The 19,536-nt window shown below is 68.8% G+C and carries 22 protein-coding genes; 6 read left to right on the top strand and 16 right to left on the bottom strand.

What is annotated here, in order from left to right:
- Nucleotides 1–24: 24 nt before the first annotated feature.
- The 3 genes from BM252_RS04170 to trxC all read left to right on the top strand — a co-directional run bounded on the left by BM252_RS04170 (nucleotide 25) and on the right by trxC (nucleotide 2,469).
- A complete protein-coding gene (locus BM252_RS04170; protein ID WP_093384023.1) occupies nucleotides 25–837 on the top strand; it encodes an ABC transporter substrate-binding protein in 813 nt (270 codons plus the stop codon).
- A gap of 243 nt (nucleotides 838–1,080) precedes the next feature.
- Nucleotides 1,081–1,743 (top strand): phasin family protein, encoded by a 663-nt coding sequence (locus BM252_RS04165; RefSeq protein WP_093384020.1) that lies wholly within the window; start codon nucleotides 1,081–1,083, stop codon nucleotides 1,741–1,743.
- 261 nt (nucleotides 1,744–2,004) lie between these two features.
- Nucleotides 2,005–2,469 (top strand): thioredoxin TrxC, encoded by a 465-nt coding sequence (gene trxC, locus BM252_RS04160; protein WP_093384018.1) that lies wholly within the window; start codon nucleotides 2,005–2,007, stop codon nucleotides 2,467–2,469.
- 62 nt (nucleotides 2,470–2,531) lie between these two features.
- Here the strand turns inward: trxC and BM252_RS04155 are convergent, their stop codons facing one another.
- From BM252_RS04155 to BM252_RS04110, 10 genes are all read right to left on the bottom strand, one after another.
- Nucleotides 2,532–3,428 (bottom strand): ACP S-malonyltransferase, encoded by an 897-nt coding sequence (locus tag BM252_RS04155; protein WP_093384016.1) that lies wholly within the window; start codon nucleotides 3,426–3,428, stop codon nucleotides 2,532–2,534.
- Complete coding sequence (gene mdcB / locus BM252_RS04150) at nucleotides 3,425–4,333, bottom strand: triphosphoribosyl-dephospho-CoA synthase MdcB (RefSeq protein ID WP_093384014.1); 909 nt, start codon at nucleotides 4,331–4,333, stop codon at nucleotides 3,425–3,427. The genes BM252_RS04155 and mdcB overlap by 4 nt, the downstream gene beginning before the upstream one ends.
- A gap of 98 nt (nucleotides 4,334–4,431) precedes the next feature.
- The gene (mdcG, locus tag BM252_RS04145) at nucleotides 4,432–5,097 is read right to left on the bottom strand and encodes a malonate decarboxylase holo-[acyl-carrier-protein] synthase (RefSeq protein ID WP_093384011.1); all 666 of its coding nucleotides are present in this window, start codon (nucleotides 5,095–5,097) and stop codon (nucleotides 4,432–4,434) included.
- Nucleotides 5,081–5,818 carry a biotin-independent malonate decarboxylase subunit gamma gene (gene mdcE, locus BM252_RS04140; protein ID WP_093384009.1) on the bottom strand — a complete coding sequence of 246 codons (738 nt, stop codon included), beginning with the start codon at nucleotides 5,816–5,818 and terminating at the stop codon, nucleotides 5,081–5,083. Before mdcE ends, mdcG begins: the two co-directional genes overlap by 17 nt.
- Complete coding sequence (locus tag BM252_RS04135; RefSeq protein ID WP_093384006.1) at nucleotides 5,818–6,714, bottom strand: biotin-independent malonate decarboxylase subunit beta; 897 nt, start codon at nucleotides 6,712–6,714, stop codon at nucleotides 5,818–5,820. Before BM252_RS04135 ends, mdcE begins: the two co-directional genes overlap by 1 nt.
- Nucleotides 6,711–7,025: a malonate decarboxylase acyl carrier protein gene (mdcC, locus tag BM252_RS04130; RefSeq protein WP_093384003.1), complete on the bottom strand. Its 315-nt coding sequence runs from the start codon at nucleotides 7,023–7,025 to the stop codon at nucleotides 6,711–6,713. Before mdcC ends, BM252_RS04135 begins: the two co-directional genes overlap by 4 nt.
- Nucleotides 7,026–7,157: 132 nt before the next feature.
- Entirely contained in the window at nucleotides 7,158–8,834 is a 1,677-nt protein-coding gene (mdcA, locus tag BM252_RS04125) for a malonate decarboxylase subunit alpha (RefSeq protein ID WP_093384001.1), read from the bottom strand.
- A complete protein-coding gene (locus BM252_RS04120; RefSeq protein ID WP_093383998.1) occupies nucleotides 8,834–10,183 on the bottom strand; it encodes a TRAP transporter large permease in 1,350 nt (449 codons plus the stop codon). Before BM252_RS04120 ends, mdcA begins: the two co-directional genes overlap by 1 nt.
- Nucleotides 10,180–10,743: a TRAP transporter small permease gene (locus tag BM252_RS04115; RefSeq protein WP_093383996.1), complete on the bottom strand. Its 564-nt coding sequence runs from the start codon at nucleotides 10,741–10,743 to the stop codon at nucleotides 10,180–10,182. The genes BM252_RS04120 and BM252_RS04115 overlap by 4 nt, the downstream gene beginning before the upstream one ends.
- Nucleotides 10,740–11,768: a TRAP transporter substrate-binding protein gene (locus BM252_RS04110; protein ID WP_093383993.1), complete on the bottom strand. Its 1,029-nt coding sequence runs from the start codon at nucleotides 11,766–11,768 to the stop codon at nucleotides 10,740–10,742. Before BM252_RS04110 ends, BM252_RS04115 begins: the two co-directional genes overlap by 4 nt.
- Before the next feature lie 155 nt (nucleotides 11,769–11,923).
- Between BM252_RS04110 and BM252_RS04105 the strand changes: the two genes are divergently transcribed.
- The gene (locus tag BM252_RS04105) at nucleotides 11,924–12,589 is read left to right on the top strand and encodes a GntR family transcriptional regulator (RefSeq protein ID WP_093383991.1); all 666 of its coding nucleotides are present in this window, start codon (nucleotides 11,924–11,926) and stop codon (nucleotides 12,587–12,589) included.
- Nucleotides 12,590–12,711: 122 nt separating this feature from the next.
- Here the strand turns inward: BM252_RS04105 and BM252_RS04100 are convergent, their stop codons facing one another.
- A complete protein-coding gene (locus tag BM252_RS04100; protein ID WP_093383988.1) occupies nucleotides 12,712–13,161 on the bottom strand; it encodes an RrF2 family transcriptional regulator in 450 nt (149 codons plus the stop codon).
- Between the two features lie 302 nt (nucleotides 13,162–13,463).
- Here BM252_RS04100 and BM252_RS04090 point away from each other — a divergent pair, with 302 nt between their 5' ends.
- Complete coding sequence (locus BM252_RS04090; RefSeq protein ID WP_093383983.1) at nucleotides 13,464–13,715, top strand: hypothetical protein; 252 nt, start codon at nucleotides 13,464–13,466, stop codon at nucleotides 13,713–13,715.
- On the opposite strand, the gene BM252_RS04085 is transcribed toward BM252_RS04090, so the two are convergent.
- A complete protein-coding gene (locus BM252_RS04085; protein ID WP_093383981.1) occupies nucleotides 13,712–14,914 on the bottom strand; it encodes a multidrug effflux MFS transporter in 1,203 nt (400 codons plus the stop codon). The genes BM252_RS04090 and BM252_RS04085 overlap by 4 nt on opposite strands.
- Before the next feature lie 208 nt (nucleotides 14,915–15,122).
- Between BM252_RS04085 and epsC the strand changes: the two genes are divergently transcribed.
- On the top strand, nucleotides 15,123–16,046 hold the full coding sequence (gene epsC / locus BM252_RS04080; RefSeq protein ID WP_093383978.1) for a serine O-acetyltransferase EpsC: 924 nt from the start codon (nucleotides 15,123–15,125) through the stop codon (nucleotides 16,044–16,046).
- Nucleotides 16,047–16,083: 37 nt separating this feature from the next.
- Here epsC and BM252_RS04075 read toward each other — a convergent pair whose 3' ends face one another.
- The 4 genes from BM252_RS04075 to BM252_RS04060 form a co-directional block, all read right to left on the bottom strand.
- A complete protein-coding gene (locus tag BM252_RS04075) occupies nucleotides 16,084–16,785 on the bottom strand; it encodes a YjjG family noncanonical pyrimidine nucleotidase (protein WP_093383977.1) in 702 nt (233 codons plus the stop codon).
- A gap of 129 nt (nucleotides 16,786–16,914) precedes the next feature.
- Nucleotides 16,915–17,778, bottom strand: coding sequence for a MetQ/NlpA family ABC transporter substrate-binding protein (locus BM252_RS04070; RefSeq protein WP_093383974.1), 864 nt, complete (start codon nucleotides 17,776–17,778; stop codon nucleotides 16,915–16,917).
- Nucleotides 17,779–17,797: 19 nt separating this feature from the next.
- The gene (locus BM252_RS04065; RefSeq protein ID WP_174900408.1) at nucleotides 17,798–18,493 is read right to left on the bottom strand and encodes a methionine ABC transporter permease; all 696 of its coding nucleotides are present in this window, start codon (nucleotides 18,491–18,493) and stop codon (nucleotides 17,798–17,800) included.
- The gene (locus tag BM252_RS04060; RefSeq protein WP_093383972.1) at nucleotides 18,486–19,334 is read right to left on the bottom strand and encodes a methionine ABC transporter ATP-binding protein; all 849 of its coding nucleotides are present in this window, start codon (nucleotides 19,332–19,334) and stop codon (nucleotides 18,486–18,488) included. The genes BM252_RS04065 and BM252_RS04060 overlap by 8 nt, the downstream gene beginning before the upstream one ends.
- Nucleotides 19,335–19,536: the final 202 nt, after the last annotated feature.

Genomic DNA, 19,536 nt, shown 5'->3' with positions numbered 1-19,536 from the left:
CACCCCGACCACAAGGAAGCAGCCATGCGACTCCTCCATCCCATCCTGCGCGGCGCCCTGGCCGCCTGCCTGGCGCTGTGCTGCCAGCCGCCGGCCCTGGCGCAGCAGACGCTGCGCCTGTCCACCACCACCAGCACCGAGAATTCCGGCCTGCTGGCCTACCTGCTGCCGCAGTTCGAGGCCGACAGCGGCCTGCGCGTGCAGGTGATCGCGGTCGGCAGCGGCAAGGCGCTGGAGCTGGCCAAGAACGGCGACGTCGACGTGGCGCTGGTGCACGCCCGCGCCGCCGAGGACAAATTTGTCGCCGACGGCCACGGCGTCGAGCGGCGCGACGTGATGTACAACGACTTCGTCGTGGTCGGCCCGGCCGCCGACCCGAGCGGCGCGCGCGGCCGCGACGTGCTGGCCGCCTTCCGCCGCATCGCCGCCGGGCCGGCCCGCTTCGTCTCGCGCGGCGACAACTCCGGCACCGAGCAAATGGAGCAGAGCTACTGGCGGCTGGCCGGCGCGCGCCCGCCGGCGGCGCGCTACGTGGCGGCCGGGCAGGGCATGGGCGAGGTGCTCAACATGGCCGCCGAGCTGCAGGCCTACACGCTGGCCGACCGCGCCACCTTCAGCACCTACAAGGCGCGCACCGGACTGGAAATATTGGTCGAGGGCGACGCGCGCATGTTCAACCCCTACGGCATCATCGCGGTCAATCCGGCGCGCCACCCGGGCGTCAACATCCAGGGCGCGCGCCGGTTGAGCGAGTGGCTCACCTCGGCGGCGGGACGGCGCGGCATCGCCGCCTTCCGGCCCGCCGGCCAGCAGCTGTTCTTCCCCTCGACGCGCTAGCGGGCGGCGGTGCGCGCCGCGCCCGCGCCTGGGGCCGGGGGTGCGCACGTTTGATTCAGATCATGCCTCGAAGGTGCTGCTCACGTAGCCTTGTGTCTCGCGCTGCAGACGCGAAGTCCGGTCCGGCGCCGTCCGCAGCGGCGTCCGGTCCGGCGCATGAGGCCATACCGGCGACACGTAAGCGGCCCGGATACACCGGCCGTCTTGCTTTCTTCAAACAAATTTCTATCATTCGAGGCATGTATGTATCCATTCACCCAAGCAGTCACCCCAGCCGCCAAAGACCACATGGAGGCGCATTTGTCGTTCTTTAACGACATGTCCAAATCGCTGTTCCGCACCATCCAGCAGTACAGCGACCTGAACATTCAGCTGGCCCAGACCATGCTGGAGGAGGGCACGATGGCGGGGCAGCAGGCGATCATCGCCCACCGCCCGACGGAGGCCATCGCCGCCGCCGCCGCCCACGCCCAGCCGGCCGCCGAGAAGCTGCGCGCCTACCAGCAGCACGTCTCGCGCATCGCCGCCGACACCCATGTCGACCTGGCCAAGGTGGCCGAGGTGCATGTCGCCGAGACGGCCCGCACCGCCAAGGCGCTGGCCGACGAGGTGGCGCGCCTGGCGTCCGAGGAGACCGAGAAGACCGTGCGCAACCAGCAGGACGCCATGCGCAACTTCACCGACCCGTTCGAACGCTTCGCCGACGGCGGCATGCGCCACCAGCAGTCGCGCGGCAACGAGATGCGCGGCAGCTCGACGCTGCAGAGCGCCGGCCAGAACGGCGAGGGCCGCGAACGCGAGATGCAGGGCGGCAGCATGCAGGGTGGCAGCCACACCGGCACCCAGGGCTCCAGCACGGCGGCCAGCCAGGCGGGCAAGCAGCCCCCGTCGCGCAAGGAAACCTGATCCGGCGGCGCCGCTCGGCCAGCGGCGAACAGCGGGGGGCGGACCCTCGGGGTCTGACCCTGGCGCTCCGCGCCTGGGCGGCGGGGGGCGCCGCCGACGCCCACGGCGCGGCTCAGGGCGTCTCGCGCAGCCAGGCGGCGATGGCCTCGGCCACCGTCGCGGCCTGTTCCCGTTGCGGAGCTGGTGCGGCCTGACTGACGCGGCGGCGCAAACTCTGCTAATCTTGTGTCCGTTCTTCGCCGCGTAGACACAGGATCAGCCATGCCCGCCACCACCACCACCGCCCAAGCCGAATCGCTGCACATCGTTTGCCCCCACTGCGACGCCGTCAACCGCGTGCCGGCCGCCCGGCTGGCCCAGCAACCTACCTGCGGCAAGTGCCAGCGCGCGCTGTTCGACGGCCATCCTGCGGAGTTGTCGAGCGCACGTTTCCTGAAACACATCGAACGCAGCGACATCCCCGTGCTGGTCGACTTTTGGGCGCCGTGGTGCGGCCCCTGCCGCAGCATGGCGCCGTTCTACGCCCAGGCGGCCGCGCAGTTGGAGCCGCAGTTCCGCGTCGTCAAGGTCGACACCGAGGCGGCGCAGGACCTGGCGGCGCGCTACGCGATCCGCAGCATTCCCACGCTGGCCCTGTTCCACCACGGCCGCGAGTTGGCGCGCCAGCCGGGCGCCACGGACACGGCCGGCATCCTGGCCTGGGCCAGGGCGAACAGCCGGCGCTAGCGCCGTCCGGCCGCCCGACCGCTCGGTCGCCACGCGGCCCGGTCGTGCAGCCTGCCGGCCGCTCAAGCGCACTCGCGCTCGATCCAGCCGGCCACGCCGGCGATGCTGCGGAAGTCGGCCACCGAGCGGCAGGCGATGTGCGGATGGCGCGCCCGCAGCATGCGCGACAGCGCCGCGCCCGGCCCCAGCTCCAGCGCCACGGTCACACCGGCCTCGGCGCAGGCGTCCATGCAACCCATCCACAGGATCTTCTCGGCCAACTGGCGCGACAAGTGCTCGACCGCCTGCGCCTTGCCGCTGCCGGCCAGCGCGCTGATGCCGGCCACCACCGGCGCGCGCATGGCGGCGAAGTCGGCGCCGCGCAGCAGCTCGGCGAACGGCGCCACCGCCGCCGCCATGTAGGGCGTGTGCGAGGCGACCGCCACCGGCAGGCGTTGGCAGCGTCCGCCCGCCGCGACGACCTGCGCTTCGAGGGCGGCCAGCCCGGCGGCCGGCCCGCCGGCGATGCAGCCGTCCTCGCCGGTCTCGATGGCGACGTGGCAGGAATGCGCGGCGCACAGCGCGGCGGCCTGGCGCAGCGGCAGGCCGGACAAGGCCGCCAGCGCCTGCTCGGCTTGCGCCGCCAGGCAGGCGTCCATCAAACCGGCGCGCGCCTCGGCCAGCGCCAAGGTCTGGGCGGGCGTGAAGGCGCCGGCCACGCCGTAGGCCGCCAGCTCGCCGATGCTGTAGCCGGCCACCAGCGCCGGCTGCGGCAGCTTGTCGCGCAGCGCCTCCCAGGTGGCCAGCGTGCTGGCGACGATCAACTGCTGGGCGCCGCGGTTGTCGAACATCTGCTCCAGCGGCGGCAGGGCCAGCGAGTCGAGCAGGGCGGCGGCGCGCGGCTCGCCGCGCGCCAGATCGAACATCTGCGCGTCTTGGCCGCCCTGGCCGGGGCAGAGTATCAGCAGCCGGCTTCTCATGGCGGCGGCAGCGCGGACATGGCGTGCACCAGGCAGCTGGCGGCCAGCAGGTCGGCAGCGCCGCCCGGCGACAGGCGCCGCCGCACGAACAGGCGGTGGCAGTCCAACGCCGCCTCGCGCCATTGCGGATGGCCGGTGCCGCCGAGGGCGATGAAGCGTTCGGCCTCGGCGCGCACCGTGCGCGCGCCCTCGGCTCCGCCGCGATGGTAGACGTTGGTGTCGCTGACGTGGGCCATCAACGCGAACAGCGCGTCGACGCGGGCCTGCTGCATCGCCGCGCCGCGCGCCAGGCTGGCCCGCAGCGCCGGCAGGCCGATGTCGAACACCGACGGCAGACCCAGCGCGCCTTCCTCGCGCGCGCCGCTGGCCGCGTGCAGCGCGGCGGCGCGCAGGCCGTGGCTGAGCGCGGTCGGCTGTTCGATGGCGCTGCAGTGGGCCGCCAACTCGTCGCCCCAGCGTATCAACAGCACGGCGCGCAAGGCCGCCGGCGTCAAGGGCATGTTCTGCGCCGCGCCGCGTCCGGCCGCCGCGCACAACAGGCCCAGGCTGAAGATGGCGCCGCGATGGGTGTTGACGCCGCCGGTGGCATGCAGCATCCGCGTCTCGGCCTCGATGCCCAGTTGCTTGAGCCGGACGAAGGGCGCGCCCTGTATGCCGGCCAGGCAGATGTGGCGGAAGTAGTGGCGCAGCGCGAACAGGCTGCGCAAGAAGGTGGCCGCGTTCATGTCGTCGTGGCTGCCATTGTCGACCAGCGAGACCAGCCCCGGCTTGGGGTAGAGGCTCAACTCGGCGTACAGGCTGCGCACGGCGAGGCGGGCGACGGCTGCGGCGAAGGCGCGCTGGCGCCGCAGCTCCGCGCGGCGTAGTGGTGCCGGCAGCGACGCCGCAAAGCCCGCAACGTGCAAGCCAACGGGCCGGCCGAGGTTGGCGGTTCGGCCTGCTCGGCCGGTTTGGCCGGTTTGGCCGCCCTGGTCGAGCGGGCCGCGTTGGAGCGCGGAGCGACTCACGACGCCTCCAGCGCCGCGCACAGCTCGTCGCGCGTGGCCAGGCGCACGCTGTCGGCCAGCTTGGCCAGCACGCGGGCCTGGCTGGCGCCGGCGGCGTGCCACTCCTTCCACGCCACCGCCTGCGCCGACGGGAAGACGATCTCGCCGTCCAGCGGCAGCTGGGCGGCGTGCCGCGCCAGCAGCGCCACGCCGTCGCGCAACTGCGCCGTGCTGGCCGGCTGGAACAGGATGTCGATGTCGGAGCCGTCGCGCAGGTAGGCCAGCCCGGTCAGCACCTGCAGCGCGACCGAGCCGTAGACGCGCAGCTCGATGCCGGCGTCCTGCGCGTCGTCCAGCAGGGCCGCCAACGGCGCCTGCCAGGCGGCGGGCAGCGCCGGCATGTCGAGCACGGCGGCCAGCGGCAGCGGGGGCCAGGTGCGTGCCACATCTGCCGCGTTCAGCCGCAGGGCGATGCGCGGCTTGCGGCCGTCTGCCTCGGGCGGCAGCGCCACGCCTAGGCAGACCTGCCCGGCGCCGGTGTCGGCGTCGCGCCGGCGCACAATGCACGGATGGCCGGCGCGCTGCCATTCGCGCAGCGCGCCGGCGTGCTCCGGCGCGGCCGCCGCGATGGCGTCCCGCCAGCCTTGCGCCGCCAGCCAGACCAGGCTATGCCGTGCGTACATGGCCACCCGCCACGATGGCGTCGATCACCGGCTGGGCGCTCAGCCGTCCACCGCGCGCCAGACCGAGCGCGCTGCGCCGGTCGCCGCTTGGTTCGGCGGCGCGGTCGGCCTCGACCAGCGCCAGCGCCTCGGCCAGCCGCCGCGCCAGATCGTCGTGCCAGATCTCCTGCAGGCCGCCCATGCGCAGATAGTTCTCCGGCCCCGGCGCGAACACCGGATTGCTCTTGGCCAGTTCGACCAGCGTCTCCAGCGGCACCTTGGTGATGCGCGCCATCGCCGGCAGGCCCATCACGCGGATGGTGGCGCCGGGCAGGGCGTAGCAAGCGTCGGCCATCAAGCCGCTGGTGATGAATCCGCCCGACAGCGCCTGGTCGTACACCAGGCCGAGCACCGCATGGCCACGGCGCCGCGCCAGGTCGACGCACTTGCCCAAATGGGCCATGTAGCTGTTGATACCCAACATCTCGTCGCGGTGGCGCAGGCGCTGGCCCTGCGTGTCGACCAGGATCAGGATCGGCCGGCCGGGCGCCTCGCGCACCGTTTGCAGCACCGCCTTGGCCTGCGCCAGCGCGATCTCCACGCCGATCGGCGCGTGGCCGGTGGTGCCGATCACGGCGATGGTGCGCTCGCCCACCTGCGCCGTGCCGGACAAGAAATCGTCCTGCTCGGCGATGGCGTGGCCGAGCGGGAACAGCGTCGCCGCCAGTGTTTTCCAATCCATTAGTTCACTCCCAGACGGTGTGGCGCGGCCGCGCTGACGAAGGCCTCGGCCTCCAGCATCGGCAGTTTGTTCGGTTCCGCCATGCCCAGCGCGGCCCAGATGGCGAGCGGATCGGCCATGTCGCCGAAGCGCTCCAGCCGTTCGCTGAGCAGCAGCTGCTCGCGCTCCATCGCCTCCAGCGTCAACTCGACCGGCGCGGCGGCGCAGCTGGCGATGGCGTCGATGGCGGCCAGGCGGAAGGCCGCCACGTCGTCGGCCACGATCATCTGGCAGTCGCCCAGCAGGTAGCGGTGCTTGCCGCCGGTGGTGCGCCAGACCAGCGCGCGGTCGCGCGAGTCGAACTCCTCGACGCCGCTGGCCGTCTCGATCACCTCGGGGCCGGACATGGCCAGCCGGCCCTCCTCGGACATCACCACCACGTTGGCGCAGCGCGAAACGATGCCCATGCCGCCGAAGGCGCCGTTCGAGCCGCCGATCAGCACCACCACCGGAATGCCGGCGGCGCGCGTGTCGAGCACGGCGCGCATCACCTCGGAGACGGCGATCAGGCCGGCGTTGGCCTCGTGCAGGCGCACGCCGCCGGTCTCCAGCAGCAGCACCACGGCGCCGACGCGCTCGCGCACGGCGCGGCGCAGCAGGCCGACCAGCTTGGCGCCGTGCACCTCGCCGACCGCGCCGCCCATGAAGCCGCCCTCCTGCGCCGCCGTGTAGACCGCTTGGCCGTCCAATGTGGCGCTGCCGACGGCGACGCCGTCGTCGAAGGCCGCCGGCGCGTTCAGCTGCGCCAGGTGGGGACTGACGACGCGCTCGGCCGGCGCGACGAATTCCTTGAAACTGCCGGCGTCGAACAGGGCGCGCAGGCGTTCGCGCGCGTTGGCTTCCAAATAGCTGTTCATGCGCCGCCTCCCAGCATGGTTTCCACTGCCTGGTCCAGGCGCAGGCTGACCACGGCCGGCGTGGCGCCCATGTCGTTGATCGAGATGCTGACGTCGGCCAGCTGCCAGCGCTGCTGGAAGTCTCGCATCACGGCCTGCCAGATGGCGCCGAAGCCGACGGCGGCGGTCTTGATCTCGATGGCGCAGGCGCCGTCCAGCGCGGCCGGCTCGATCAGCACCTCCAGGTTGCCGGAGCTGACCACGCCGACCAGCTGCGCCCGCTCGGCCAGGCGCCGGCTGCCTTGTTCAAATCGGTAGTTCAGGGTTTCCATCCTTGGTCCTTCGTCTCGTTCAGAGTGCAATGCCGCCCAGTTGAACGTACCCAGCGGCGGAATTCGAGGGTCAGACCCTAGGGTCTGACCCTGGTTCGGCGCCTTTAGGGATAACTCCCAGCGCCGTTCAGATCACCAGTTGCGGAAGCGCTTGGGCGGGTTGTACAGGCCGCCCGACGCGCGCACCAGGTCCTTCATGTTCTTCGCCGCCAGCAGGTCGCGCGTGGCCAGGCGCTTGTCGATGCCCAGGTCCTCGGCGCGGCGGATGATGCCGCGCCGGCGCAGATCCGCCACCATCGCCTGGTCGCGCCCCAGGCCGACCGGGGTGTAGCCGGCCACGCCACGGATGGCCTGTTCGCGCTCCGCGTCGCCGCGGCACAGCAGCAGGTTGGCGATGCCTTCCTCGGTCAGGATGTGGGTCACGTCGTCGCCGTAGATCATCACCGGCGGGATCGCCATGCCGGCCTGCTCGGCCAGCTCCCAGGCGTCGAGCCGCTCGACGAAGGCCGGCTGCATATGCTCGCGGAAGGTCTCGACGATCTGCACCACCAGCTTCTGGCCGCGCGGGATGGTGTTGCGGCCGCTGCGCGCCTCGGCGCCGGCCTTCAGCCAGGCCGGGCTGGCGTGGCGCCGGCCGCGCGCGTCGGCGCCCATGTTGGGCGCGCCGCCGAAGCCGGAGATGCGCCCGAGCGTGGCCGTCGACGAGTTGCCCTGCAAGTCGATCTGCAGGGTCGAGCCGATGAACATGTCGCAGGCGTAGTGGCCGGCCGCCTGGCAGAAGGCGCGGTTGCTGCGCATGCTGCCGTCCGGGCCGACGGCGAACACGTCGGGCCGGGCGCGGATGTAGTCCTCCATGCCCAGCTCGGAGCCGAAGGAGTAGACCGATTCGACGAAGCCGGACTCGATCGCCGGGATCAGCGCCGGGTGCGGATTGAGCGCCCAGTGGCGGCCGATCTTGCCCTGCAGGCCGAGCGAGGCGGCGTAGGTCGGCAGCAGCAGCTCGATGGCGGCGGTGTCGAAGCCGATGCCGTGGTTGAGCCGCTCGACCCGGTACTCGGCGTAGATGCCCTTGATGGCCATCATCGCCATCAGCACCTGGATCTCCGAGATCTGCGCCGGGTCGCGCGTGAACAGCGGCTCGATGTAGTAGGGCGCGGGCGACTGCACGACGAAGTCGACCCAGTCGCCGGGGATGTCGACGCGCGGCAGCGTGTCCATGATCCGGTTCACCTGGACGATGACGATGCCGTTCTTGAAGGCGGTGGCCTCGACGATGGCCGGCGTGTCCTCGGTGTTGGGGCCGGTGTAGAGGTTGCCGTCGCGGTCGGCCGCCTCGGCGGCGATCAGCGCCACGCGCGGCGGCAGGTCGACGAAGTAGCGGCTGAACAGCTCCAGGTAGGTGTGGATAGCGCCGATGTTGAGTTTGCCGGCGGCCAGCAGCTTGGCCACCCGGCCGGCCTGCGGGCCGGAGAAGGAGAAGTCCAGCTTGGCGGCGACGCCGCGCTCGAACACGTCGAGGTGCTCGGGCAGGGCCAGCACCGACTGCAGCATGTGCAGGCCGTTGACGCGGGCCGGGTCCAGCCCGGCCAGCGCCTGGCCGAGGAAGTCGGCCTGCTTCTGGTTGTTCCCCTCCAGGCAGACGCGGTCGCCGCATTCGAGCACGGCGTGCAGCAGGTCGGCGATGCGGCCGGCCGGCAGGCTCTTGCCGGCCAGCTCGTTGCCGAGCGTGGCGCGGCCCCGTTCCAGCCGCGCGGCGCGGTTGCGCTGCAGCGTGTCCCACTGGCGCGGCTGGTTCGACGTCTGGTTCATCATTTCACTCCCATGATCAGGTTCGGCAGACCGGTGGCGATGCCGGGGAAGACGCACAACAGCAGCACGGCGACGAACATCAGCACCAGGAAGGGGAACACGCCCCAGACTACGTCCTTGAGCGGAATGTCCGGCGCGATGTTCTTGATGACGAAGATGTTCAGCCCCACCGGCGGATGGATCAGCCCCATCTCCATCACCACCGTCATGACGATGCCGAACCAGATCAGGTCGAAGCCGGCGGCCTTCAGCGGCGGCAGGATGATGGGCGCGGTCATCAGGATAATCGAAACCGGCGGCAGGAAGAAGCCGAACACGATCACCATCAGCAGAATCACCGCCAGCAGCAGCCATTTTGACAGATGCATGCCGACCACCCAGTTGGCGGCCGACTGGCTGATGTGCAGGTAGCTCATCACGTAGGAGTAGAACAGCGACATGCCGATGATCAGCAGCAGCATGGTCGACTCCTTGATGGTCGAGCTCAGGATCGGCGCCAGGTCCATCGGCCGCCAGACGCGGTAGACCACGGCGATCAGCACCAGCGCCAGCAGCGCGCCCAGGCCGGCCGTTTCGGACGGCGTGGCGAAGCCGCCGTACAGCGCCACCATCACGCCGATCAGCAGGACCAGGAAGGGCAGCACGCGCGGCAGCATCTCGACCTTTTGCGCCAGCGTGAAGTGCTCGTCCTCCAGATAGGCCGACTTGGCGCCGCCCTGTTCGTAGATCTTCAGCGCCAGGCTGTACTCCTTGCGGGCGCGTTGCACGGCGTAGCCGGCGAACAGCAGCACCAGCAGAATGCCGGGGCCTATGCCGGCCAGGAACAGGCGGCCCAGCGACTGCTCGGCGGCCACCGCGTACAGGATCATGGTGATCGACGGCGGCAGCAGGATGCCCAGCGTGCCGCCGGCGGCGATGATGCCGGCGGCGAAGCCGGGCGAGTAGCCGCGCTTGCGCATCTCCGGAATGCCGGCCGAACCGATCGCCGAGCAGGTGGCCGGCGAGGAGCCGGCCATGGCGGCGAACAGCGCGCAGGCGAACACGTTGGCGATGCCCAGGCCGCCCGGCACCTTGTGCAGCCAGGTGTGGATGGCCGAGTACAGGTCCTTGCCGGCGGGCGACTTGCCGATCGCCGCGCCCTTGAGGATGAACAGCGGGATCGACAGCAGCGTGATCGAGGCCATCTCCTCGTAGACGTTCTGGGTGATGGTGTCGAGCGAGGAGGCCGGCATGCAGAAGTACATGAAGCCGGTGGCCACCACGCCCAGCGCGAAGGCGATCGGCATGCCGGAGAACATGACCACCAGGGTGACGGCGCCGTACAGGGCGCCCAGCGTCAGTTCGCTCATGGCGCCTCCCCTTGGCGAGGTTGATTAGTCATGTGGGCCAGGGTTTGCAGCAGGATCTGCAGCGTCAGGATGGTCATCCCGGTCGCCATCATCGCGTAGGGTATCCACAGCGGCGGCGCGAAGGTGGACGAGGTGGTTTGGCCGTCGCGCCAGGCCTCGTGGAACAGCGTCCACGATTTCCACGAGAAGAAGGCGCAGAACAAGCAGGACAGCAGGTCGACCAAGAACAGGCGAAACAGGTTGACCCGGCGCGGCAGCAGCGCGGCCAGCGCCTCGATGCCGATGTGGCCGCGATACGACTGCACGTAGGCGGTGCAGAAGAAGGTCACGCCGACCAGCATGAAGACCGAGGCCTCGTCCTGCCAGTCGGTGGGCGCCTGGAAGAAGTAGCGCGACACCACCGAGTAGGTCAGCACCAGCGCGGTCAGCACCAGCGCCGCCATCGACAGCTTGAGCAGCGCGCTGTTGAGCAGGTTCAGCAGCTTGGCGACGGCGGCCAGCGCCGGCTGGTCCGGCAGCGCCGGCCCCGGCGGCGGCTTCAGTTCGAAGCCGTGGCTCATAGCGTCTTCTGGGCCAGCATCAGCAGCTTGGCGCAATTCTCGTTGCGTTCGCCGTAGTCCTTCCAGGCGGTGGCGCGGGCGATGGCCTGCCACTTCTTGACGGTGGCGGGGCTCAAGTCGACCACCTTGGCGCCGGCCTTCTGGTAGACGGCGGCCACCAGCGAGTCGTCGGTCTGCGCCGATTTGCGGGCGAAGGTCTCCAGCTCGCCGCCGACCGCCATGATGGCGGCCTGCTGCTCCTTGCTGAGGCGGTCGAACACCGCCTTCGACATCATCAAGGGCTCGAACATGAACCAGTAGGCGGCGCCACGGCCCGAGGTCAGCGCCTTCGACACCTCCTCCAGGCGGAACGAGATCAGCGAGGTCGACGAGGTCAGCGCCGCGTCCATCGCGCCGGTCTGCATGGCGGCGTAGATCTCGTTGGACGGCAGCGAGACCACGGCGGCGCCGGCCGCCTTCAGGATCAGGTCCATTTCGCGCGAGCCGCCGCGTATCTTCAGGCCCTTGGCGTCCTCCGGCTCGACGATCGGCTTGCCGCGCGAGGCGACGCCGCCGGCCTGCCAGATCCAGCTGACCACCACGATGCCCTTGTCCAGCAGGATGCGGTTCAACTCCTTGCCCACCTCGGCGTTCTTCCAGCTGTAGCCCTGCTCGTAGGAGGTGACCAGGCCGGGCATCAGGCCGATGTTCACCTCCGGCACCTCGCCGCCGGCGTAGGACAGCGGCACCAGCGACAGGTCCAGCGCGCCCTTGCGCATCGAGGAGAACTGGGCGTTGGTCTTCATCAGCGAGGAGCCGGGATAGACCTCGAACTTCAGCGTGCCCTTGCTGCGCTTTTCCACCTCGGCGGCGAACATGCGGCTTAGGCGGTCGCGGAAGTCGCCCTCGCTGATGGTGCCGCCGGGGAACTGGTGGGAGATCTTCAAGCTCGTCGCCGACTGGGCCCAGGCCGACTGCAGCCAGAGTGGGGTGGAGAGGCCGGTGGCGAGCGCGCCCAGCATTGCCCTGCGTTTGAGTAAGGTCATACGTCCTCCAAGGATTTAATTAGAACAACATTATGGATCACGCAAGATAATATGCAATGTCCGTTTTTATGTATACAAGAATATGTTGACTGAATACATTCTCAAGCCAGACTTAGGTTTTATAATGAAGGTTCATATACACGGCAGCCAGAACCATGAGCAACCATTCCGCCACCTTGCGCGAAGCCATAGAAGAACTGATCGCCGTCGGCAGCCTGTCGCCGGGCCAGCATTTGGACGAGACCGAATTGGCGCAACGCTTCGGCGTGTCGCGCACGCCGATCCGCGAAACGCTGATCCAGCTCGCCTCGATGGGGCTGGTGGTGATCCGGCCACGGCGCGGCGCCATCGTCGCCGAGCTGGGGCCGCAGCAGCTGGTCGAGATGTTCGAAGTGATGTCGGAGATGGAGGCGACCTGCGGCCGCCTGGCGGCGCGGCGCATGACGCCGGAGGAACAGCAGGCCTTGCTGGCGGCGCACCAGGCCTGCAAGGAGGCGCGCGACGCCGAGGAGCCGGACGCCTATTACTACAAGAACGAAGTGTTCCACGAGACGATCTACGCCGGCAGCCACAACCAGTTCCTGATCGAGCAGACGCGCAATCTATACCGCCGCCTGCGGCCCTACCGCCGCCTGCAACTGCGCGTGCGCAACCGGCTGGCCAACTCCTACGACGAGCACGACGGCGTGGTGCAAGCCATTGTGCGCGGCGACGGCGACCTGGCGGCCCAGCTGCTGCGCGACCACGTGATGATCCAGGGCCAGCGCTTCGCCGACTTGATGGCCTCGCTGCCGCAGCTGACGCAAAAACACGCCGCGTAAGCAAGGGCAGTGGCGCGGAATGCGTGCTATTGACCCGGAACGGCAGGGGTCTGACCCCGTACGGGGTCAGACCCCGGGCACACGCTTCGGGGTTGCAGGCGCGCTCGCGACTGCGCGCGCGTTCAGGCGCGCGGCATGAAGGTGATGGGCACGGCGCCGTCGGCCGGCGCGTCCTTGGGCAACAGGTCGCGCAGGGTCAGCTTGTCGAGTACCGCCAGATAGGCCTGCGTGGCTTCGCCCAGACTGGACTTGAGCTTGCAGTCCGGCGTCAGCGGGCAGGAGTTGTTGGCGCGGTCGAAGCACTCGGCCATGTAGAAGTCGGTTTCCGTCTCGCGCACCAGCGCGCCGATGTTGATCTGCTCCGGCTCGCGCTTGAGGCGTAGCCCGCCGTTGCGGCCGCGCACCGTCTCGACGACGCCCGACAAGCCCAACTGGTAGACCACCTTCATCAAATGGTTCTTGGAGATCGCGTGCAGGTCGGCGATGTCCTGGATGGTGACCAGGCGGTCGCGGTTGACACCGAGGTAGAGCAGGGTGCGCAGCGTGTAGTCGGTGAAGGAAGTCAGTCGCATCGTTTCGGTCCATGGGAGGGCTGCCAGGCTGGTTACTCATGCCTTGCATGGCGCTATTCTACTTGCAGGGCCGCCGCCGTGGCCGGCTTTTCATGCAAGTTCGGCCAGTATTTATACCATTCTCTCGAGCGAGTCGGTGGGCCGGCCCCGTAGCGGAAGGCGCTGTCGTGGTCGTCCTCGACGACGATGGCGCCGATGTCGCGGGCGCCTGCCCGCAGGGCGCGGCGGCGCCATGTGCGCTGCCGCACCATGCGGCGCCGCGCGCCTGGCATATACTGGGGGCTAAACACTCAGGAGGAAGCATGGAAAACAGTGATCAACGCCGGCAGTTCGTCGGCGAATTGTGGCGCCGCTTCGAGGCGTTGCAGGAATGGGCCATCCACAACTGGCCGGACCAGCAGCATCCGCTGTCGAGCGCCAACTTCGTCGAAGCGCGCAAGGAGATCCTGGCGTTGGGCCATGACGACATGTTCAAGCAGGCGGAGCCAAGCGTCGCCGAGCCGGCCGACGGCGGCCCGCAGTACATCGAGGTGACGCCGGCGCCCTGGCCCTAGGCCACCTCGGCCACCTCGGCCACTTCGGCCGATTTGCCGCCCTGCGCCAGCAGCCAGGCCAGCAGACTCAGGACCAGGCCGGCCATGACGCCGTAGGCCAGCTTGAGCGCGCTGTCGAACAGCAGCGGCGCCACCAATCCCGACACCAGCGCGAACAACAGCATTTGGATGAACGACTGCATCGACGAGGCCAGCCCGCTGTTGTTGGGGAAGTGGTTCAAGGCCAGCAGCGTCATCGGCGGCATGGCCAGCGCCAGCGCGAACGAGTAGACGAACAGCGGCAGCACGGCCCACGGCACCTCGGCGGCGAAGTAGTAGTTGTAGGCGATGTTGACGGCGGCGGCGACGGTCATCAGTGCGTAGCTGGTCCAGATCAGCGCGGCCTGCGAGTAGCGGTGGGCGAACTTGGCGGCCAGCGCCGAGCCGACCACCATGCCGCTGATGAGCGGGATGAACAGCCAGGCGAAGGCGGTCTCCGGCAGGTGCAGTATGTTCATGACGAAGTAGGCGGCCGAGCCGATGTACAGGGCGAAGCCGGCGAAGCTCATGCCGACGGCCACCGACACCAGCAGGAACTGGCGGTGGCACAGCACCTTCCAGTAGTTGGCGGCGATCACGCCGAGGTGGAAGGGGTGGCGCTCGCGCGGCGGCAGGCTTTCCGGCAGGGCGCGCTGCACGGCGACGAACATCAGCACGCCGAAGGCGGCGAGGAACCAGAAGATCGAGCGCCAGCCGAACGACACCTGCAGCCAGCCGCCCAGCACCGGGGCGATGGCCGGCGCCAGGCCGAACACCATCATGATGTGCGACAGGATCTTCTGCGCCTCGCCGCCGGAGAAGCGGTCCTGCACGATGGCGCGGCCGACCACCGAGCCGGCGCCGGCGGCCAGGCCCTGCAGCACGCGGCAGGCCAGCAGCACACCGTAGGACGGCGCCAGCGCGGCGCCCAGCGAGGCGGCGATGTACAACACCAGCGAGCCGAGGATGACGGGGCGGCGGCCGAAGGAGTCCGACAGGGTGCCGTAGAACAGCATCATGAAGGCGAAGCAGAACAGGAAGGCGCTCAGCGTCTGCTGGATCAGCATCGGGCTGGCGTCGAAGGTCTGCGCGATGGCGGGGAAGGAGGGCAGGTAGGTGTCGATGGCCAGCGGCCCGACCATGGTCAGGCCCGCCAGCAGCAGGGTCAGCAAAATGTTCATGAAGGGGCTTATTGTTCGTTAGGACGGTATTTTACGTCAGGCGGCGCGGCGGCGTCGGCGCCAGCGCGTTTTCGCGGGGGATGACATAATCATATGCCGATGCAGCATATCGAACGACGAATTGATTCCTTCGGTTTCGTCGCCCGCCTGCGCATCATGCGGTGTGCAGCAAGCGGCACATCCCGACCCCAAGCGAAGCGGAACCACGATGACTATCGATACCTTTGACAAGCACGGCGTCAAACCGACGCACTGGAACCTGGCGCCGGTGATTGCGCAGCTGCGCGTGTCGCGCGAGGCCACCCACAACATCCGCCACCAGGGCCGGGTGCGCGAGCTGCCCTCGCGCGAGGCCTTGACCACCATCGTCAACGGCCTGCAGGCGGTGCTGTTCCCGACCCATTACGGGCGGCCCAACCTGACCGACGAGAGCATCGACTACTTCGTCGGCGACACCCTCAACACCACCTTGAACCGGCTCACCGAGCAGGTGCGGCGCGGCCTGCAGTTCTCCGCCGGCGGCGGCGTGTGCGACGAGGAGGCGCTCAGCGAGCAGGCCAACTGCGTCACCCGCGAGTTCGCCGCCGGTCTGCCGGAGATTCGCGCGCTGCTGGTGTCGGACGTGCAGGCGGCCTTCTCGGGCGACCCGGCGGCCACCTCGGTGGCCGAGATCATGCTGTGCTACCCGGGCACCATCGCCATCCTGTACTACCGCTTGGCGCACCGGCTGCACCAACTCGGTTCGCCCTTCCTGGCGCGGCTGATCTGCGACATCAGCCACACCCTGACCGGCATCGACATCCATCCCGGCGCGCGCATCGGCGCCAGCTTCTTCATCGACCACGGCACCGGCGTGGTGATCGGCGAGACCGCCATCATCGGCCAGCGCGTGCGGCTGTACCAGCACGTCACGCTGGGCGCCAAGCGCTTCCCGGCCGACGAGCAGGGCGCCTTGATCAAGGGCGTGCCGCGCCACCCGATCGTCGAGGACGACGTGGTGATCTACGCCGGCGCAACCATTTTGGGGCGCATCACCATCGGCGCCGGCTCCACCATCGGTGGCAACGTGTGGTTGACGCAGAGCGTGCCGGCCGGCAGCAACGTGTCGCAGGCGCAGATGCGCAACGACTGAGCGCGCCGCCGCCGCCCGGCGGGCCGGCCCGCATCGGTCAGCAGACCGCCAGTCCTTGCAAGGATGGAACGATGTCGCCCAGGCTGGCGACCTCGTAGGTGGGAAGCGCCGTCGATTCGTTGGCGGCGCGGGAGGGGTTGAACCAGCAGCTTTCAATGCCGTATCGGTTGGCGCCGAGAATGTCGGCGTCCAAACGGTCGCCGACGATGACCGTTTCGTCCTTGGCGAAGGCGCCGGCCATCCTGGCGGCATAGTCGAAAAATCGACCATCCGGCTTGGCGAAGCCGCAAGCCTCGGACGTCGCCACGAAGGAAATGTGCTCGAGCAGCCCGGAACTGGCGATGCGGCGGTTCTGGATCGATTCGACGCCGTTGGTGATGACGCCCACCTTGCCGACGCCGGCCAAGGTGGCGCAGAGCGTCTTGGCGCCGTCGATCAGGACCACCGTATCCGACAGGGACTCCAGATAGGCGCGACTGGCCGCCTCGGGGTCGAGCTCGAGGCCGTGGCTCAGGAAGGTGGCGCGGAAGCGCTCCACCTTGAGGAAATCCTTGGAAACGCTGCCTTCCTCGAATTTTTTCCAGAGTTCCAGGTTAACCGCCTGGTAATGCCGGAACAGCCCGTCGATGCCCTCGTGCAGGCCCAATTCCCGCATGGTGCGCACGAAGGAGAGGGTCTCGGATGCCTTGAAGTCGAGCAGCGTATCGTCTAAATCAAACAGGAACAATTTATATTTCATGGGAGCATGTTAGCACGGCCGTTGGCATGCCGCTGCCCAGCTCTGCGGGAGCGGCAAGTGGCGGGAATGCATGCTTGCCATGGATTCCCGCCAGCGGGCCGGCTGACTGGGCCGGCTTACTTGGCCGACTTACTTCTTCGCCGGTTTGGCCGCCGGCTTCGCGGCCGGTTTGGCCGCCGCCTCCAGCGCCAGCTGGTCGTCGGTCTTGGCGTAGTCGGCGAAGTGCTTGTTGGTCACGTCGAGGAAGGCCTGCGAGCGGTAGGCCGCCGCGATGTCCTTGGCGAACTGCTTGTCCTTGTCGGCGCTGCGGATGGCCACCAGGTTGACGTAGTTGGCCGAAATCTTCTCGGTCAGCAGCGCCTCCTTCAAGCGGATGCCCGAGGCCAGCGCGTAGTTGCCGTTGATGAAGGAGTAGTCGGTGTCCTGCAGCGAGCGGGGCAGCTGCGCCGCCTCCAGCGCCACCAGCTTGACCTTCTTGATGTTGTTGACGATGTCCTTCTCCGACGCGCGCAGCGGGTCGACCTTGTCGCGCAGCTTGATCCAGCCCAGTTGGTCGAGCATCACCAGCGCGCGCGCCTGGTTGGTCGGGTCGTTCGGCATGGCCACGGTCTGGCCCTCGCGCACCTCGGTCAGCGCCTTGTGCTTGCGGCTGTAGATGGCGATCGGCGCGGTGGGGATCTGCACCAGGTCGGTCAGCGCCAGCTTGTGCTCGGCGGCGAACTTGTTCAGGTAGACGGCGTGCTGGAACACGTTGGCGTCGAGCGAGCCCTCGGCCAGCGCGAAGTTGGGCTGCACATAGTCGTTGAACTCGACCAGTTTGACCTTGTAGCCCTGCTTTTCCAGGATGGGCTTGATGCCCAGCTTGATCTGGTCGGCGTAGGGGCCGGTGCTGGTGCCGATGACCAGTTCTTTCGGGTCCTTGGCGGCGGCGGAGCCGGCGGCCAGGGCCAGGGTCAGGGTGGAGAGCAGCAGGGCGCGGCGGGTGATGGTCATTTGCATATTCCTTATGGGATTAACGTTTGTCGATGCGTTTGGCGATGCGGTTGCCGGTGAATTGGATCACCTGAACGATGACGATCAGCATGGCCACGGTGGCGATCATGATGTCGGTCTCGAAGCGGTAGTAGCCGTAGCGGATGGCCAGGTCGCCGATGCCGCCGCCGCCGACCACGCCGGCCACGGCCGAGTAGGACAGGAAGCTGATCGACAGCACGGTGAGCGCCGTCACCAGGCCGGCGCGGGCTTCGACCAGCAGCACGCGGGTGACGATTTGCAGCTCGGTGGCGCCCATCGCGTGGGCCGCCTCGATGACGCCGCGCGGCACCTCGCGCAGGCTCTGTTCGACCATGCGGGCGAAGTAGGGGATGGCGGCGAAGGACAACGGCACGGCGGCGGCCAGCGGGCCGATCGAGGTGCCGGCGATGACGCGGGTGAGCGGCACCAGCGCCACCAGCAAGATGATGAAGGGGAAGGAGCGCACCGTGTTGACCAGCCAGCCGAGCACCAGCGCGGCGGGGCGGTTGTGCAGCGACTGGCCGTCGGCCACCAGGAACAGCAGCACGCCGAGCGGGCCGCCGAGCAGCACGGCGGCGCTCAGGCCGATGCCCAGCATGGTCAGGGTCTGGCCCAGCGCCACCCACATCTCGGGCAGCATCTCGACGACGGGGGCCAGGCGGGCCGGCAGGTCGGTGGTGAAGAACTCAAGCATGGGCCCGCTCCTTGCGCGCTTGCGCTTCGATGATGTCGGCGCTGTGTTGCGCCAGTTCGCGGCCGAGCACGGTCTTGCGCACGGCCGAGGTGTCGGCCAGGTCGAATTGTTCGGCGACGGCGCCGTCCTCGATCACGGCGACGCGGTTGCAGATCTCGCCCAGCACCGACAACTCGTGGCTGACGATGACGATGGTGACGTCGAGGCGCTGGTTGATGTCTTGCAGGGTGCCGAGCAGGGCGCGGGTGGTTTCGGCGTCGAGCGCCGAGGTGGGCTCGTCGCACAGCAGCACGGCCGGGCCGCTGGCCAGCGCGCGGGCGATGGCGACGCGCTGCTTTTGGCCGCCGGACAACTGGGCCGGGTAGCTGTCGGCCTTGTCGCCCAGCTCGACCAGCGCCAGGCAGTCGGCGACGCGGGCGGCGACCTGCTCGGCGTTCATGCCGCCGTGGATGCGCAGCGGGAAGGCGACGTTGTCGAACACGGTGGCGTTTTGCAGTAGGTTGAACTGCTGGAAGATCATGCCGATGTTGCGACGGGCGTCGCGCAGCTCGTTCTTGCGCAGCGCGGTCAGCTCGCGGCCGTCGACGGTGACTGTGCCGCTGTCGGGCCGCTCGAGCAGGTTGAACAGGCGCAGCAGGGTGGACTTGCCGGCGCCGCTCTTGCCGATCAGGCCGAAGATGTCGCCTTCGCGCACCTCCAGCGTGACGTCGCGCACGGCGTGGAAGTCGCCGCCCTTGGGCAGGGCGAAGGTCTTGTTGGCGCCGGCGATGCGGATCAGCGTGGGGCGCGGCGTGGCGGGTGGTGGTGTTGGTGGGGCGGGGAAACTGGTCAAATTGCGCATAAATCAGGAGTAGGGGTAATGGCCGGCGGGCCGGTGGGCGCGCGGCGGCGGGTTGTTGCGTGTACCTGGCTCGCGGATCGCACGAGGGCTGTAGGGCAGTCTGGACGACGTGGTGAGTCTGGCCGGATACTTCGATGCCGTGGAGTATGGCATCGACCCTATGTTCAGGTAAACGAAGATATAAAGCTTTCTATATGCTTAA

Source organism: Rugamonas rubra, assembly GCF_900114705.1.
In the GTDB taxonomy this organism is placed as follows: domain Bacteria; phylum Pseudomonadota; class Gammaproteobacteria; order Burkholderiales; family Burkholderiaceae_D; genus Rugamonas; species Rugamonas rubra.
Note: the sequence above shows the minus strand (reverse complement) of the source record. Positions and strands in the feature narration are given on the sequence as shown.